The sequence below is a fragment of the Streptomyces sp. NPDC020917 genome, assembly GCF_044333795.1.
Classification (GTDB): domain Bacteria; phylum Actinomycetota; class Actinomycetes; order Streptomycetales; family Streptomycetaceae; genus Actinacidiphila.
Genome location: NZ_JBIRRR010000002.1, coordinates 238061 through 253473 on the forward strand (window position 1 = coordinate 238061; position 15413 = coordinate 253473).

The 15413-nt window shown below is 72.3% G+C and carries 14 protein-coding genes, 1 pseudogene and 1 riboswitch; of the genes and pseudogenes, 6 read left to right on the forward strand and 9 right to left on the reverse strand.

Annotated features, from left to right (window positions below):
* The first annotated feature begins 8 nt into the window (after positions 1 to 8).
* Complete coding sequence (locus ACH4TG_RS04980; protein ID WP_398240744.1) at positions 9 to 875, forward strand: class I SAM-dependent methyltransferase; 867 nt, start codon at positions 9 to 11, stop codon at positions 873 to 875.
* A 221-nt stretch (positions 876 to 1096) separates the two neighbouring features.
* Entirely contained in the window at positions 1097 to 2416 is a 1320-nt protein-coding gene (locus tag ACH4TG_RS04985; RefSeq protein ID WP_398241183.1) for a serine hydrolase domain-containing protein, read from the forward strand.
* Here ACH4TG_RS04985 and ACH4TG_RS04990 read toward each other — a convergent pair.
* Positions 2355 to 3968, reverse strand: a complete 1614-nt coding sequence (locus ACH4TG_RS04990; RefSeq protein WP_398240745.1) for a DHA2 family efflux MFS transporter permease subunit — start codon at positions 3966 to 3968, stop codon at positions 2355 to 2357. The genes ACH4TG_RS04985 and ACH4TG_RS04990 overlap by 62 nt on opposite strands.
* A gap of 170 nt (positions 3969 to 4138) precedes the next feature.
* Between ACH4TG_RS04990 and ACH4TG_RS04995 the strand changes: the two genes are divergently transcribed.
* The gene (locus ACH4TG_RS04995) at positions 4139 to 4645 is read left to right on the forward strand and encodes a MarR family winged helix-turn-helix transcriptional regulator (protein ID WP_398240746.1); all 507 of its coding nucleotides are present in this window, start codon (positions 4139 to 4141) and stop codon (positions 4643 to 4645) included.
* A 27-nt stretch (positions 4646 to 4672) separates the two neighbouring features.
* Here ACH4TG_RS04995 and ACH4TG_RS05000 read toward each other — a convergent pair whose 3' ends face one another.
* The 4 genes and pseudogenes from ACH4TG_RS05000 to ACH4TG_RS05015 form a co-directional block, all read right to left on the reverse strand.
* On the reverse strand, positions 4673 to 5815 hold the full coding sequence (locus tag ACH4TG_RS05000) for a globin domain-containing protein (protein ID WP_398240747.1): 1143 nt from the start codon (positions 5813 to 5815) through the stop codon (positions 4673 to 4675).
* A gap of 205 nt (positions 5816 to 6020) precedes the next feature.
* A pseudogene (locus ACH4TG_RS05005) lies at positions 6021 to 6523 on the reverse strand (NUDIX domain-containing protein).
* Between the two features lie 198 nt (positions 6524 to 6721).
* Positions 6722 to 7852: a cystathionine gamma-lyase gene (locus tag ACH4TG_RS05010; RefSeq protein WP_398241184.1), complete on the reverse strand. Its 1131-nt coding sequence runs from the start codon at positions 7850 to 7852 to the stop codon at positions 6722 to 6724.
* Positions 7853 to 7902: 50 nt separating this feature from the next.
* The gene (locus ACH4TG_RS05015; RefSeq protein WP_398240748.1) at positions 7903 to 8280 is read right to left on the reverse strand and encodes a phage holin family protein; all 378 of its coding nucleotides are present in this window, start codon (positions 8278 to 8280) and stop codon (positions 7903 to 7905) included.
* Positions 8281 to 8359: 79 nt separating this feature from the next.
* On the opposite strand from ACH4TG_RS05015, the gene ACH4TG_RS05020 reads away from it, so the two are divergent.
* Both ACH4TG_RS05020 and ACH4TG_RS05025 read left to right on the forward strand, forming a co-directional pair.
* Complete coding sequence (locus ACH4TG_RS05020) at positions 8360 to 8677, forward strand: cupin domain-containing protein (protein ID WP_398240749.1); 318 nt, start codon at positions 8360 to 8362, stop codon at positions 8675 to 8677.
* A 108-nt stretch (positions 8678 to 8785) separates the two neighbouring features.
* Positions 8786 to 8998, forward strand: coding sequence for a DUF5326 family protein (locus ACH4TG_RS05025; protein ID WP_398240750.1), 213 nt, complete (start codon positions 8786 to 8788; stop codon positions 8996 to 8998).
* Between the two features lie 33 nt (positions 8999 to 9031).
* Here ACH4TG_RS05025 and ACH4TG_RS05030 read toward each other — a convergent pair whose 3' ends face one another.
* Complete coding sequence (locus ACH4TG_RS05030; RefSeq protein ID WP_398240751.1) at positions 9032 to 10492, reverse strand: YibE/F family protein; 1461 nt, start codon at positions 10490 to 10492, stop codon at positions 9032 to 9034.
* Positions 10493 to 10554: 62 nt separating this feature from the next.
* Positions 10555 to 10681, forward strand: a riboswitch (TPP riboswitch).
* Between ACH4TG_RS05030 and thiC the strand changes: the two genes are divergently transcribed.
* Complete coding sequence (gene thiC / locus ACH4TG_RS05035) at positions 10674 to 12437, forward strand: phosphomethylpyrimidine synthase ThiC (protein WP_398240752.1); 1764 nt, start codon at positions 10674 to 10676, stop codon at positions 12435 to 12437. It overlaps the preceding riboswitch by 8 nt.
* Positions 12438 to 12553: 116 nt before the next feature.
* Here the strand turns inward: thiC and ACH4TG_RS05040 are convergent, their stop codons facing one another.
* From ACH4TG_RS05040 to ACH4TG_RS05050, 3 genes are all read right to left on the reverse strand, one after another.
* Positions 12554 to 12913 carry a hypothetical protein gene (locus tag ACH4TG_RS05040; RefSeq protein WP_398240753.1) on the reverse strand — a complete coding sequence of 120 codons (360 nt, stop codon included), beginning with the start codon at positions 12911 to 12913 and terminating at the stop codon, positions 12554 to 12556.
* Positions 12914 to 13057: 144 nt separating this feature from the next.
* On the reverse strand, positions 13058 to 13912 hold the full coding sequence (locus ACH4TG_RS05045) for a hypothetical protein (RefSeq protein WP_398240754.1): 855 nt from the start codon (positions 13910 to 13912) through the stop codon (positions 13058 to 13060).
* Positions 13913 to 14136: 224 nt separating this feature from the next.
* The gene (locus ACH4TG_RS05050) at positions 14137 to 15312 is read right to left on the reverse strand and encodes a metallophosphoesterase (RefSeq protein ID WP_398240755.1); all 1176 of its coding nucleotides are present in this window, start codon (positions 15310 to 15312) and stop codon (positions 14137 to 14139) included.
* Positions 15313 to 15413: the final 101 nt, after the last annotated feature.

A 15413-nucleotide genomic window follows, 5' to 3' on the forward strand; every position in this document is an offset into this window, starting at 1 on the left:
CTGAAGGCATGGCAGAGGAGAAGAACGAACGGATCAAGGTCGAGTTGGAGGGCGTCCCGGAGACGCTGCTGTGGAACCTGTACAACCGCGCCGCCGAGGCCCGGCGTCCCGGCTCCCGGGTGCTCGACGACCCGCGGGCCGTGGCGCTGGTGGACCGTATCGACTACCCCTTCGAGCGGTTCGGCGCCGCCGCCATGGCGCAGTGGCACGCGCTGCGGGTGCGCTGCCTGGACGACGAGGTGCGGCGGTTCCTCGCCGAACGCCCCGGCGGGACGGTGGTGGCGCTCGGCGAGGGCCTGGAGACGCAGTTCTGGCGGGTGGACGACGGCCGGGTGCGCTGGCTGACGGTCGATCTGCCGGAGACCGTCGCGGTCCGCAGGGCCCTGCTGCCCGACGACCCGCCGCGCCGTCGCAGCCTCGCCTGCTCCGCGCTGGACCTGCGCTGGATGGACGAGGTGGGGGCCGACGTGGCGGGCCGGGACGTGCTGGTCACCGCGCAGGGCCTGCTGATGTACCTGCCGGAGAAGGACGCCAAGGGCCTGATCGCGGCCTGCGCCGAGCGGTTCCCCGGCGGCCGTTTCCTGTTCGACGCCCTGCCGCGGGCGATGGTCGCCCGGAACCAGGCGGGCGCCATGGACCGGGGCGGGGACGTCGGGTACCGGGCGCCGCGCTGGCAGTGGGGCATGGACGTCAAGGAGTACCGCAAGGTCGCCGCCGCCTCGCCGCGCATCACCGAGGTCCGCAGCCTGCGCTTCCGCCGCGGGCGCGGCCTCTACGCGATCGCGCCGCTGTCCCATCGGATCCCCGGTGTGCGGTCGATGCGGATGTCGATCATCGCCGTCCGTTTCGGTGAGGCCCCTGGAACGGCGGAATAGCATGACGAGCGCGTGCCCGTGCGGCACGCCACCGGGTCCACGACGGACCCGGCGCCCCGCCTGATCCGTCGCCGGACCCACCGGCGCGGGATCGGCACGACCGCAGACATCGCATCGGCAAGAGAGACGAACAATTGACCTTTGATCCCCAGTCCTCCCTCGGTCCCGACTCCCCGCGGACGTATCGGGACAGCCTGCTGCCCGCCACCCGGCGGGCGTTGATGCACCGGGTCGCCGTCGGCCAGTCCGAGGGCCGCGCCCCCTCGCTCGTCGGGGCGGTGGTGCGCGGTGGCCGGCCGGTGTGGACCGGCTCGCAGAGCATGGTCGACGGGCACGCGCCGGACGCGGACACGCAGTACCGGATCGGCTCGATCACCAAGACCTTCGTCGCCGTGCTCGTGATGCGGCTGCGGGACGAGGGGCTGCTGGAGCTGACCGACCCGGTCGGACGTCATCTGCCCGTGGTGGACGGTGCGGCCGGGGTGACGATCGGTCAGCTGCTCGCGCACACCTCCGGTATCGCCTCCGAGACGCCCAGCCCGTGGTGGGAGCGCACGCCCGGCGAGCTGCGCCCGGAGATCGCCGACATCCTCGGCCCGGACCCGGCCAAGCTGCTGCCCGGTCGCCACTATCACTACTCCAACCCCGGATACGCGCTGCTGGGCGCCGTGGTGGAGCAGCTGCGCGGCAAGCCCTGGGGCGAGGTGCTGGCCGCCGAGGTGCTGGCACCGCTCGGCATGGACCGCACCACGCTGCTGCCCCAGGCGCCGTCCGCGGGCGGCTTCGCGGTGCACCCGTGGGCCGACGTGATGGTTCCCGAAGCGGTGCAGGAGACCGGGCGTATGGCGCCCGCCGGTCAGTTGTGGTCCACCGCCGCGGACCTGTCCCGCTGGGCGGGCTTCCTGGCGGCCGGTCAGGACGGGGTGCTGAGCGCGAGCACGGTGGAGGAGATGCGGCTGCCGGCCGCACCGCCGCAGGAGGTGGATCCGGACGGCGGATACGGGCTCGGCCTGCAGTTGCAGCGCCGGGGCGGTCGCCAACTGGTGGGGCACACCGGCTCGATGCCCGGGTTCGTGGCCGCGCTGTGGATCAGCGTGGCCGACGGGACGGGCGCGATCGCGCTGGCCAACTGCACCTCGGGCCCTGCCGTGGGCGGGGTCGCCGCGGATCTGCTGGCGATCACCGTCGACGCCGAGCCGGTCTTCCCCGCTCCCTGGCGTCCGGCCGAGGACGTCGATCCGGCGGTCCTGGAGCTGGCCGGCCCCTGGTACTGGGGCACCTCGGCGTTCGCCCTGCGGCTGCGGGCCGGGGGCGAGTTGCACCTCGCCCCGCTGACCGGCCAGGGCCGCGGATCGCGGTTCCACGTGGAACCGGACGGCACCTGGACCGGTCGCGAGGGCTACTACGCGGGCGAGACGCTGCGCGTGGTGCGCGCGGCCGACGGCTCGGTGAGCCATCTCGACCTGGGGTCCTTCGTGTTCACACGCGAGCCGTACGAGCCGTCGGCTCCGGTGCCGGGCGGCTTCCCGGGCTGGCACTGACCGGCTGAACCCGCGGCGCCGGCGTGGTCGCCGGCGCCGCCGCGGCCGGCGCCGCGCCGGTGGTGGCGCTGTCTGCCGGGGTGCCCTCCTGGGGCTGGCCGCCGCCGGGCCCGGCCGGGGTGCGGAGCAGCGCCGCGGCGATCACGGTGGCGGCGGCCAGCAGGCCGGCGGCGGCCAGGAAGGCCAGGTGGTAGCCGCTGGTCAGCGCCTGCGGAAGCGGGTCGCCCGCGGCCAGCCGATCGTCGGTGCGGGCGCCGGCCAATGAGGCCAGCACCGCCAGGCCGAGGGCGCCGCCGATCTGCTGGGCGGTGTTGAAGACGCCGGAGACCAGGCCGGAGTCGGCCGGGGTGGCGTCCGACATGCCGAGGGTCATCAGCGACGGCATGGCCAGGCCGAAGCTGACGCCGAACACCAGGATGGGCGGCAGCACGTCGGTGAGGTAGGAGGCGTGCGCGGACGGCGCCCTGGCCAGCAGCAGGAAGCCGGACGCGAACAGCGCGAGGCTCGGCAGCAGCACCGCCCGCTGCCCGAAGCGGGCACCCAGCCGGGCGGACAGCGCCAGCGACATCACGCCGATGACCACGCCGGTCGGTGCGATGGCCAGGCCGATCTCCAGCGGGTCGTAGCCCAGCACCCGCTGCAGGTAGAGGCTGATGAGGAACTGGAAGCCGAAGCCGCCCGCCACCATCAGCGCCTGGACGAGGTTGGCGCCGGACACGATCCGGGAGCGGAACAGCCGCAGCGGCATGAGGGGTTGGGCGGCTCGGGCCTGCCGCAGCAGGAACGCCGCGAGCAGGGCCAGGGACAGCGCGCCGGACACCGCGGTGGAGGTCGAGGTCCAGCCGTGGTCGGCGGTCCTGACGATGGTGGAGACGCCGAGCATCAAGGCGGCGGTGACCAGGACGGCGCCCGGTGCGTCGACGCCGCGCAGCGACCTCGGGGCGCTGCCGGCCGGGCGGTCGTCCGGCAGCAGGCGCAGGCTCAGCAGGGCGGCGGCGATGCCGATGGGCAGGTTCACGAAGAAGATCCAGTGCCAGTTGATGGCCTGGGTGAGGACGCCCCCGGCCAGCAGCCCGAGGACGCCGCCGGCGGACTGGGTGAAGCTGTAGACGCCCATCGCCCGGGCCCGGCCGCGGGGTTCGGGGTAGAGGGCGATCACCATGCCGAGCGCCACCGCGGAGACCATCGCCCCGGCGGCGCCCTGGACGAAGCGTGCGGCGATCAGCACGCCGGCCGAGTCGGCGATGCCGCACAGCAGCGAGGCGGCGCTGAAGGCGGTGAGTCCGGCGACGAGAATGCGGCGCCGGCCGAGCAGGTCGCCGAGGCGGCCGGTGAGCAGCAGCAGCCCGCCGAAGGCGATGAGGTAGGCGTTGACCACCCAGGCCAGGCCGGCCTGGGAGAAGCCCAGGTCGTGCTGGATGGACGGCAGGGCGACGTTCACGATCGTCCCGTCGAGGACGATCATCAGCGTGCCGGCGCTCAGCACGGCGAGGGCCGCTCCCGGTGAGCGGGTCCCGGCCGGTACGAGCGGCTCGGGGGAAGGCTGTGCCATGGGAAGTCGCCTCCAGGCGGGGTCGGAGTGGCAAGACCGACCGTAGCAGATGGTTTTGTTGAAGACTATCTTTTACGGCCTTACCTGGTCGGTGGAGGCGTGTCCCGGACCCGAAAATAGGTCCGCTGACGAACAATCCCGTAGTAGACCTATTTTGCTAGCCTGGAGACATGACCGCCCAGACCCCCGACCCCGTCGCCGTCGGCACCCCCGACCTGTCGTTCCTGCTGCAGCACACCGCCCATGTGCTCACCACGCAGATGACCGCCGCCCTGGCGGAGATCGGCATGTCCCCCCGCGCGCACTGCGTGCTCGCCCACGCCCTGCAGGCCGAGCGCACCCAGGCCCAGATCGCCGAGCTGTCCGACCTGGACAAGACGACGATGGTCGTCACCGTGGACATGCTGGAGCGGGCCGGGCTGGCCGAGCGGGTGCCCTCGCCGACCGACCGCAGGGCGCGGATCATCAAGGTGACCCCGCGCGGCGTGGAGACCGTCGCCGCAGGCCAGGCCATCGTCGACCGGGTCCACCGGGACGTGCTGGACGCCCTGCCCGAGAACGAGCAGGCGGTGTTCGTCTCGGCACTCAACCGGCTGGCCAGCGGGCACTGCGCGGTGCCGGTGGAGAGCCCCGAGGGCGTCCAGGGAGTGCGCCGGCCGCGTCAGGCCCGTACATGACCGGGAAGTGACAGGCCCGGCCCGCGCTCAGTCCCCGGCGGCCACCAGTTCGTGGACGAGGTCGTGCCGGATGCGGTGCGAGGGCACGCCGATCCGCACCAGGGTGTCGACCGTGCTGCGGATCATCCCGGGCGGCCCCGACAGGTAGGCGTCGTGGGTGTCCCACGGCCCGAACTCCTCGACGGCCTCCGGCAGCGGCCCGGACAGCGCGTCGTGTGGGGTGTCGCAGACCACCGTGCGCACCGAAAGCCACGGGTGTTTGGCCCTCAGGGCCAGCATGGTGTCCAGGTCGTACAGGTCGTGGTCGTGCCGGGCGCCGTAGAAGACGTCGACCGAGCGCCGGCCGCCGTGCTCGGCGACGTCCTCGACCAGCGCCTTGATGGGTGCGATGCCGGTACCGCCGCCCAGGCACAGCAGGCCGTTCTCGCTGCCGTGGTCCACGGTCATGCTGCCCGCCGGCGGGCCGAGCCGGATGACGTCCCCGGGCCCCGCCCGGTTGACCAGGGCGTTGCTCACCCAGCCGGCCGGGACGGCCCGGATGTGGAAGGTCAGCAGCCCGTCGTCCCGGGGCGCGGAGGCGAAGGAGTAGTGCCGCCAGACCCGCGGCCACCACGGCGTCTCGACCGAGGTGTACTGCCCGGCCAGGAAGGGGTACGCCTGGTCGGGCCGCACGGTCAGCACCGCGACATCCCTGGTTCGGCGCTCATGGGCGACGATCTCCGCATGCCACCAGGGCGGGGAGGTCTTCTCGTCTGCCGCCGCCGAGTCGATCATGATCTGCGAGATCGCGGTGTACGCCCGTACCCAGGCGGCCTCGGTCTGCGTGGTCCACACAGCGGACGCGTACCGGCTGAGGGCGCCGATCAGCGACTCGCCGACGGCGGGATAGTCCGGGGCCCGGGTGCCGTACTTGCGGTGGCCGCGGCCCAGCTGGGACAGGAACACGGTGAGCGCGTCCGGGTCGTCGATCCGTTCGGCCGCGCTGAGCAGGGCCTTGAACAGCCGGTCCCGCTGGGCCTCCATCGAGACCGGGAACAGGTCGCGCAGGTCCGGACGGCGCAGGAACAGCAGCGCGTAGAAGTACGAGGTCGCCTTGTCCGCGACAGGTGCGATCTCGTCCAAGGTGCGCCGGATCAGGAAGGCGTCCGGCGACGGCGGCTTGGCGTCCATGATGAGCCGAGCCTGGCACCAGAACCCACCGCTTCGTGTGAATAGGGCGAAGGTCGGCCCCTGCGACCGGGGCGGCGCGTAGGATCGTCGTCCTGGACTGTGCGGTCGACGCGATGTTCCACGTGGAACACGCACCGTGACCGGGATCCCGGTCGGTCTCCTCGGCCGCGGCCCCCAGGGCGTTCCCGGGCCGGTGGCCGGTCCGTCAGCCCAGATCCGGTCCCAGTAGGCCCAGTACGCCCTCGATGTTGGCGTCGAGGTAGTGCCGCAGCGTCAGCGGGACGATGTCCACCGAGGCCAGGCCCATCCTGCTGAACGGCACCCGCACCACCTCGTAGTCGCCGCAGGGCGCCTCGACCTCCGGGCCGTGCCGGCGGGCCGGGTCCATCGACTCCAGACGGCAGGCGAAGAAGTACTGCACCTTGACGCCGTGCGAGCCGTCCTCGGCGATGTGCTCGATGGTGTCGACGAACGCCGGGACGGCGTCGGTGATCTTGCCGCCCAGCTCCTCGTCGATCTCGCGGTGCAGCGCGGTGAGGACGTCGGCGTCGTCGTCCTCGACACCGCCGCCGGGGTCACCCAGTAGGGGGCGAGGCCGGGCTTGGTCCGCTTGATCAGGATCAGGTGGTCGCCGTCGAGGACGATCCCGCGGGCGGTGCGCTTGACCACCGGGCGAGTGGTGGGACTGGGGTGCGTGTCCGGAGGCATGCCTGAGATCTGCCGCGACGGACCCGGGGGCAAACGTGTCCGGAGCGCCCAATCACGGTGCCGCTGGTCGCGGCGGGCACCCGCGTAACGGAAGCCACCCGGTGTCACGGAACGGACCCGCCCGGGGCCGGACGGCCCTGGCAGCGGACCGGCCGCCGTCCGCGCCGGGCCCCCACCCGCCCGGCAGCGGAATCCGGCTCAGCCGGCGGCTTCGTCCAGGGCCCGCAGCACGTCGGCCACGATGTCCTCGGGGTCCTCGATGCCCACCGAGAAGCGGATGAAGCCGGGCGGCACCGCGTCCCCGCCCCAGCGCGCCCTGCGCTCGGCCGTGCACTGCACGCTGCCGAAGCTCGTCGCCTCGGCCGTCAGCCGCAGCGCGGCCAGGAAGCGCTCGGCGTGGGCCTGGTCGGGCAGGGTGAACGACACCACGCTCCCGAACCGGCGCATCTGCGCGGCCGCGACCTCGTGCGCCGGGTCGTCCGGCAGTCCCGGGTGGCGCACACCGCTGACCTCGGGCCGGTCCAGCAGCGCCTGCGCGAGCGCCAGCGCGTTGCCCGCCTGCCGGTCCACCCGCAGGGCGAGCGTCGCCAGCGAGCGGTGCGCCAGCCAGGCCTCCATCGGCCCCGGGATGGCACCGACGAGCTTGCGCCACTTGCGGACGCCGGCCGCGAGGCCCGCGTCCCGCGTGGTCACGTACCCCATCAGCAGGTCACCGTGGCCGGACAGCGCCTTGGTGCCGCTGGACACCGAGAAGTCTGCGCCGAGATCCAGCGGCCGCTGCCCGAGCGGGGTGGCCAGCGTGTTGTCCACGGCGACCAGCGCGCCCGCCGCGTGGGCGGCCTCCGCCAGCCGCCGGATGTCGCACACGTCCAGCCCCGGGTTGGACGGAGTCTCCAGCCACAGCAGCCGGGCGCCGCCCAGCGCCGCGAGCTGCGCGTCCCCCGCGGTCGGCGCGAGGCGCACCGCGATCCCGAAGGCTTCCAGGCGCTCCTGCAGCGCGCGGGTCGCCTGGTAGGAGTCGGACGGCAGTACCACCGTCTGGCCGGCCTGCACCTGCGACAGCACCACGGCGGCGATCGCCGCCATGCCCGAGGCGAAGGACAGCGTGGTCGCGGACGCGTCGCCCGGCGCCTCGAGCGCCGCGATCGCCTCCTCCAGCCGGTCCCACGTCGGGTTCTCGTCCCTGCCGTAGGTGTACGGGCCGGTGGCCTCGCCCGGCAGGTGGTAGTGCGAGACGAAGACCGGGCCCGGCAGGCTCGGCTCGTACGCGGCGGCCGGCGGGCGGCCCGCGTGCACGCTGCGGGTGCTGTCACCCGCACCGGCGGCGATCTCGTTGCCGACGTTCTCGACGTCGTGGTGTGTTCCCCCGGCAGCGGCGCTCACTCGTCGTCCGGGAGCACCACGTGCAGTGCCCAGGACACGATGCTGATGATCAGGCCGCCGAGGACCGCGGTCCAGAATCCGGACACGTGGAAGTCCAGGTCGAACTTGCCCGCCAGCCACGAGGTCAGCAGCAGCATCAGGGCGTTCACCACCAGGGTGATCAGGCCCAGGGTGAGGATGAACAGCGGGAAGGCCAGCACCTTGACGACCGGCTTGACCAGCCAGTTCACGACGCCGAAGACCAGGGCGACGAGTATCAGCGTCAGTGCCTTGTGCGCGGTGGAGCCACCGGAGAGCGTGATGTCCTTGAGTAGCCAGATGGCCACTGCCAGGGCCCCGGCGTTGGCCAGGGTCTTGACGATGAAATTCTTCATGGTGTGATCGTCGCAGAACCGATCACCAGGACAAGAGACCGGACAGAACCGTAGCTGTACCGCAGCCTGAGGAGTGGCAATGAAGGTGTTCCGGCTGGACGACCTGGACGCGGAGCGTGCCGCGAACCAGGGCGCCTACCTGCGATTCCTCAAGGAACGCACGATGTCGGCCGGGCTGTACGCGCTGCGCGCCGGGGAGAGCGACCCGCAGAAGCCGCACGACCAGGACGAGATCTACCTCGTGGTCAGCGGCCGGGCCTCGCTCACCGTGGGGGAGGAGACGACGTCGGTCGCCCGCGGCAGCGTGGTGTTCGTCCCGGCCCGCACGCCGCACCGCTTCCACCACATCAGCGAGGACCTCAGGGTCATGGTGGTGTTCTCGCCCCCGGAACCCTAGGGGAGCGTTCAGGGTCGGATCGGGACTCCGGGGCCTCCGCGGAGTGCCCGGATGGCCCTACTCTCGAAGTACCAGAACGCTACGGCAACCAAGGAGACTACGAGCGTCATGGACAATCTGCTGAAGAGCCTGCCCTGGTGGGTCAAGTGGATCGGCATCCCGGTCATCGCGCTGGTCGTCTTCGGCGGACTCGTCGCGAGCCTGATCAGCATCGTCGTCGGGCTGCTGTTCAAGGTCATCGTCTTCGTGATCCTGGTCGGCGCCCTGGTCTTCGTGGTGAAGCGCGTCACCTCGGGCGGCGGGTCCAAGCGGGACTGGTGACCCCGGTGGGCGCAGCCCGCACCAGCGGGCCGCTCACTTCGCACGGCGGCGGTGACTGCCGCCGCCGGAGCCCCTGGGGAGCCCCGCTCCCCGGCCCCCGGCCGACTGCCCCGGCACCGCGGCACCACCCGCAGGAGGGCGGCCGGCCGTCGCGTACCCGGCCCCGCCCGCCTCACCGCGGCCCCCACCCCCGTCGCCGCCCCGGTCGGCACTGACCACGAGGGCGGCGAGCGCCGTCGTCAGCGGTACCGAGGCCACCAGGCCGATGCTGCCGACCAGGGTCCTGACGATCTCCTCCGCGACCAGCTCGCTGCCCGCCACCTGCACCACCCCGCTGCGGGCGATCGAGAAGAGCAGCAGCAGCGGCAGCGCCGCACCCGCGTAGGCCATCACCAGGGTGTTGACCACCGAGGCGATGTGGTCCCGCCCGATCCGCATCCCGGCGCCGTACAGCTTGCGCCAGCCCGCGCCCGGATCGGCGTCCTTCAGCTCCCAGACCGCGGCGACCTGGGTCACCGTGACGTCGTCCAGCACCCCCAGCGAACCGATGATGATCCCCGCCAGCAGCACGCCCTTGATCTCGATGTGCGGGTACAGGGTGTGGATCACCCCGGTCTCGTCCGAGGTGTTGCCGGTCAGCCGGCTCCAGCCGATGAAGCCGGAGCCCAGCGCCCCGATCAGGAACAGCGAGCACAGCGTGCCCAGCACCGCGACCGAGGTGCGGGCGTTCACGCCGTGGCACATGTACAGGGCGGCCAGCATGATGGCGCTGCCGCCCACCACCGCGACCAGCAGCGGATTGTCGCCGCGCAGGATCGCCGGGAGGATGAACAGCGTCAGCACCGCGAACGACACCGCGAGCGCGACCAGCGCCATCAGCCCGCGCAGCCGCCCCACGACGATCACCGCCAAGGCGAAGATGCCGGCCAGCAGCGCCAGCGGCACGCCGCGCTGGGCGTCGGTGACGGAGTAGCGCTGTCCCGGCTCGGCAGCGGGCGCGTACATCAGGACCACGCCCTCGCCCTTGGTGTAGCGGCGGGTCTGGTCCGGCTGCACGATCTCGGTGAAGCGCGTGCCCTTGTCCGGCCCGGACGTCACCTCGATCGTCGCCTTCTGGCACGCGTCGGAGGCCGGGCCGCCCGCCGACGACTGGTCGGGCAGGGCGTTCGCCGCGCGGCACGAGACGTCGGTCAGGGCGACGACCGTGCCCTTGCGGGTCTGCTGGTCGAACCCGACGCCGGTACGCGCGTGCCCGGGGGCGCCGCCCGGCCAGAGCACGACCAGGCCGACCAGCACCGCGGCGGCGAACGGCACGAGGACCGCGGCGATCACCTTGCGCAGGTGGCGGGAGACCGGCGGCACCGGACCGTGGCCGTGGCCGTGCGCGTGGCTGTGGCCGCCGCCGTGGTCGTGCGTCAGCTCGGGACCGCCGGGGGCCGGTTCGTGCCCGTGGTCGTGGGGGTGGCCGTGCGGGCCTGCAGAGGAGGAGTCCACGGGCAGATCATCGCAAGGGCCCCTGGTGTGTGTCCGCAGACGTTCGCTACCGTTGGGGCCACCTTTGCACACGCGGGAGCTCGGAGCACCGGGCTGAGAGGGCGCTGGATCGCGACAACGCGACGGCTGCGCCGACCGCCGAACCTGTTACCGGGTAATGCCGGCGTAGGGAGTAGGTCTGATGACCATGCAGGATGCGCGCACGCGTGAAATCGGCTGGCACAAGTCGTACCTCACCGGATCACGGACGGACCTGCGGGTTCCGGTCCGGCAAGTGCACCTGACCACCGGCCGCGACGTGACGCTGTACGACACGTCCGGCCCGTACACCGACCCGACCGTGGAGACCGACGTCCGCCGGGGGCTCGCCCCCCTCCGGGAGAACTGGATCGCCGGCCGCGGCGACACCGAGGAGTACTCCGGCCGGCCCGTCCGGCCCGAGGACGACGGCATCAAGCACACCGCGCCCCGCGGAGGACTGCGCAACCTCGACGCGGTCTTCCCCGGGCGCCCGCGGCTCCCCCGCCGCGGGCGGGACGGAGCGCACGTCACCCAACTGGCGTACGCCAGGCGCGGCCAGATCACCCCGGAGATGGAGTTCGTCGCCCTGCGCGAGAACGTCGCGCCCGAGGTCGTCCGCGACGAGATCGCCGCGGGACGCGCGGTGCTGCCGGCGAACGTCAACCACCCGGAGATCGAGCCGATGATCATCGGCAAGCGGTTCCTGGTGAAGGTCAACGCCAACATCGGCAACTCCGCGGTCACTTCCTCCATCGAGGAGGAGGTGGAGAAGATGACCTGGGCGACACGCTGGGGCGCGGACACGGTGATGGACCTGTCCACCGGACGCAACATCCACACCACCCGCGAGTGGGTGCTGCGCAACTCCCCCGTCCCCATCGGCACCGTCCCGCTCTACCAGGCGCTGGAGAAGGTCGACGGGCGCGCCGAGGAACTGAGCTGGGAGGTCTACAAGGACACCGTCATCGAGCAGGCCGAGCAGGGCGTCGACTACATGACGGTGCACGCCGGCGTGCTGCTGCGCTACGTGCCGCTGACCGCCCGCCGCAAGACCGGCATCGTCTCCCGCGGCGGTTCGATCATGGCCGCGTGGTGCCTGGCGCACCACAGGGAGTCCTTCCTGTACGAGCACTTCGAGGAGCTGTGCGAGATCCTCGCCGCCTACGACGTGACGTTCTCGCTCGGCGACGGCCTGCGGCCGGGGTCCATCGCGGACGCCAACGACGAGGCGCAGTTCGCCGAACTGCGCACGCTCGGCGAGCTCAACACCCTCGCCAAGCGGCACGACGTGCAGACCATGATCGAGGGCCCCGGCCATGTGCCGATGCACAAGATCAAGGAGAACATCGACCTCCAGCAGGAGATCTGCGAGGAGGCGCCGTTCTACACGCTCGGCCCGCTGACCACGGACATCGCGCCCGCCTACGACCACATCACCTCGGGCATCGGCGCGGCGATGATCGCCTGGTGGGGCACGGCGATGCTCTGCTACGTCACGCCCAAGGAGCACCTGGGGCTGCCGGACCGCGACGACGTGAAGACCGGTGTGATCACCTACAAGATCGCCGCCCACGCCGCCGACCTGGCCAAGGGCCACCCCGACGCCCAGGCATGGGACGACGCCCTGTCCGACGCGCGCTTCGAGTTCCGCTGGGAGGACCAGTTCAACCTGGCCCTCGACCCCGACACCGCGCGCGCCTTCCACGACGAGACGCTCCCCGCCGAGCCCGCCAAGACCGCCCACTTCTGCTCCATGTGCGGGCCCAAGTTCTGCTCGATGAAGATCTCGCAGGACATCCGCCGCACCCACGGCGCCACCCAGTCCGATGCCGATGCCGACGCCGAGATCGAGGCGGGCATGGCCGAGAAGTCCCGCGAGTTCGCCGCCTCCGGCAACCGCGTCTACCTCCCCCTGACCGACTGACTCCCTGACGCCCTACACCGACGGACCGTCACACCGCAGCTGTGCCCCGGGAGCCTCGCTCTCCGGGGCACAGCCATGCACAGGGCCGGCCGTGGGGTGCCAGGCCCAAGGTGGGGTCAGTTGACCGAGACGGGCGGGGGCCAGCCGACGGGGGCGAAGCTCTTCCACAGGCCCAGGTTGGCGGCGGAGGTGGCCGAGAGGGTGGTGGCGAGGTAGAAGCTGGTCTGGCCCGGCGGGTCGGTGCAGTCGAGGTTCTTGTGGAGCACGATGTCGACGCCGGTGTTGTTGTGCACCTGGCTCACCCCGACGGGGCCGAAGTTCTGGCAGTTGTTCTGGATGGGGCTGTTGATCTGGCGGACGAGGACCACGCCGCGGAAGCCCTGCACCGTACCGCCGGACGAGTCCGAGCAGGCCGCCGCGCCGAGGGCGAGCGGGACGATCGCGCACAGCACGGCAAGCGGACGACGGACACGCATGGGCCTCTCCCGTTCCGACCAGTCGCGGGACAACTGAACTGGGTCGGAACGAGTCAATCCGCCCGTGGCCGGGCCCGCGAGCCGGCAACGTCCAACCGGGGAGGCGCGCCCCCCGGCCGCCGGCTCCGGCGTCCGTCCGGGTGACTAGTCCGGCCGGCGGTCCGGGCCGCTGAAGTCCGGGCTGGTGAAGTCCGGCGAGGAGAAGCGCGGAGCGGCGGCGTGCGGGTCCTGCGGCGAGCTGAAGTCGGGGCGGGTGTAGCCGAGGCGGGGCATCCGGGGCGGCGATGCCGCGGCCGGCCCGGCGGGCGGGGCGGTGGCGGTGGCCGCGGTGGTGGCGTTCGCGGCCGCCTCGGCCAGGGCGTCGTCCAGGAAGGGCACCAGGCCCAGCGTCAGCAGCGCGTCGTGCCACTGCCGGCGGGCCTGCGCGACCTCGGGCGGCATGGCGTCGGGGGCGTCGTGTATCGCCGAGGAGCTGTTGCGCAGCGCGGTCAGCAGCAGCCCGACGCCGCCCAGCAGGACGGACGCGCCCATGAGGGCGGCGAAGAACCACCCGGCGGTGCGCAGCGGCGAGGCGATGCCCGGTTCGGGCGACACCGCGTGCAGGGCGTAGCCGATGAGCAGGAAGATCACGGCGGCGGCGCCGGCCAGCAGGGGCGTGAGGACGGCCATCACCGCGATCAGCCCGGCACCGGATCCGGCGCCCTCGGCGACGCCCATCGCCGCGTAGCCGAACGCCCTGTTGTCGCGGGCGCGCGCCGACGCCCGGTTCGCCTCACGGAACTCCGCACGCAGCGTGCGGTACGCGTCGTACTCCTCGGCGGCCGCCGTCCCGATGAGATCGGACGCGGCGAGCGCCATCGTGCGCAACTGCTCGGCGTTCAGCGGCGACCCGGATTCCGCGTCCATGTCGTCCAGGACGATGCGCAGTGCGTCGTCGAGGACATGCTCGAAATCCGAGCGGTCTTCGTTGAGCAGATGTGGAGCGCTGGTCATGTGCATCCCCCGATGCTCCGACTCTCCGTGCGCGGCTGGACGTTCCACGTGGAACCGTCTCGGCCCGCCGGATGCCAGGAGAGCGGTGTGCCCTACGGATACTGCCGATGGTAGGGCGGTACGTCAGGCCGTGACAGGGTGCAACCAGGAAATGTGGGAGTGGCGGAACCTGCCGGATCGCACGAGTGGTGTGGCAGATTCCGCCTTGTCTTCTGATGGATCGTCAGTTCTCAGCCGACCAGCGGAAGTTGGGCGACCAGCAGTCGGCCGTCCATGGTGACCCCGCCGTCCATGGCCACGGCCAGGTTCTCCGCGTAGACCATCGGCCCGTTCACCGTCTGGCCCCGCTCCTCGCTGTCGAGCGGGTGCTCCCCGCCGACCTCGCCGAGCAGATACGGAATCGGGCTGTGGCCGTGCACGACCCGCTTGCCGCCGTAGGTGCCGAGCAGTTCACGCGCCGCCTGGGCGCCGCCGTCGCCGCGGAAGGCGAATCGCTTGGTCAGCTTCCGGAACAGGTCCCAGCACTCGTCGGCGTCGCTGCGCTGCAGCACCCCGGTGATCGCGTCGTTCATCTCCTCGACGCTGCTGCCGTACTCCAGGTACGCGGTGGTGTCGGAGTGCACCAGCAGGTGGCCGTCCGTGACATGGGCGGCGTCCAGCCGGGAGATCCAGGTCAGGTGGCGGTCCTCCAGCCGCTCCATGTCGGACGGCTGTCCGCCGTTGAGCCGCCAGGCGGCGAGGAAGGACGCGGTGCCGCCGGTGGAGTTGACCGGGGTGTCGCCGAAGCGGTGGGCGCCGAGCAGCAGCAGCTCGTGGTTGCCCATCAGCGCGCGGCAGTAGCCGCCGGCGGCCGCGGCCTCGGCCGAGAGCTGCATGACGAGTTCGATGACGCCGATGCCGTCCGGGCCGCGGTCGGTGAAGTCGCCGAGGAACCACAGCCGGGCGCTGCCCGCGGACCAGTGCCCGTCCGCGTTGACCAGGCCGTTCTCCCGCAGGGCGGCCAGCAGTTCGCTGAGGTAGCCGTGCACGTCGCCGACGACGTACAGCGGTCCCGGGCGGTCGCCCTGATCGGGGGTCACGGTGATCACCGGCAGATCGCGGGCCGTCGGGGTGTAGTCCGGCGGGACCAGCGGGGTGTCGGGGCGGGTGGGCTCGTAACCGGCGGGCGCCGGCGGCGCGCTGGTGCCCGCGTCGTACGAGGGCACGGGCGGGGCCGCGGGGGCGCCGGGTCCGGGCGCACCGGTTCCCGGGGCAGGGCGGTCGTAGGCCGAACCGGGAGCCGGGTAGTCGTGTGCGTACCCGGCGGCCGCTTCGTAGCCGGGCGCCGTCCCGTAACCGGGCGCGGGCTCGGAACCGGGCTCGTACCCGGCACCGGGTTCGTACCCGTGACCTGCCCCCTGAGTCATCGACCCCTCCACGATCGCGCCGCCATCCGCCCATCATAGGAATGACGCTGGCGCGTTGTGACATACCCAGGCACCCGGGTTTTCCCAAGGTCCAGACAAAC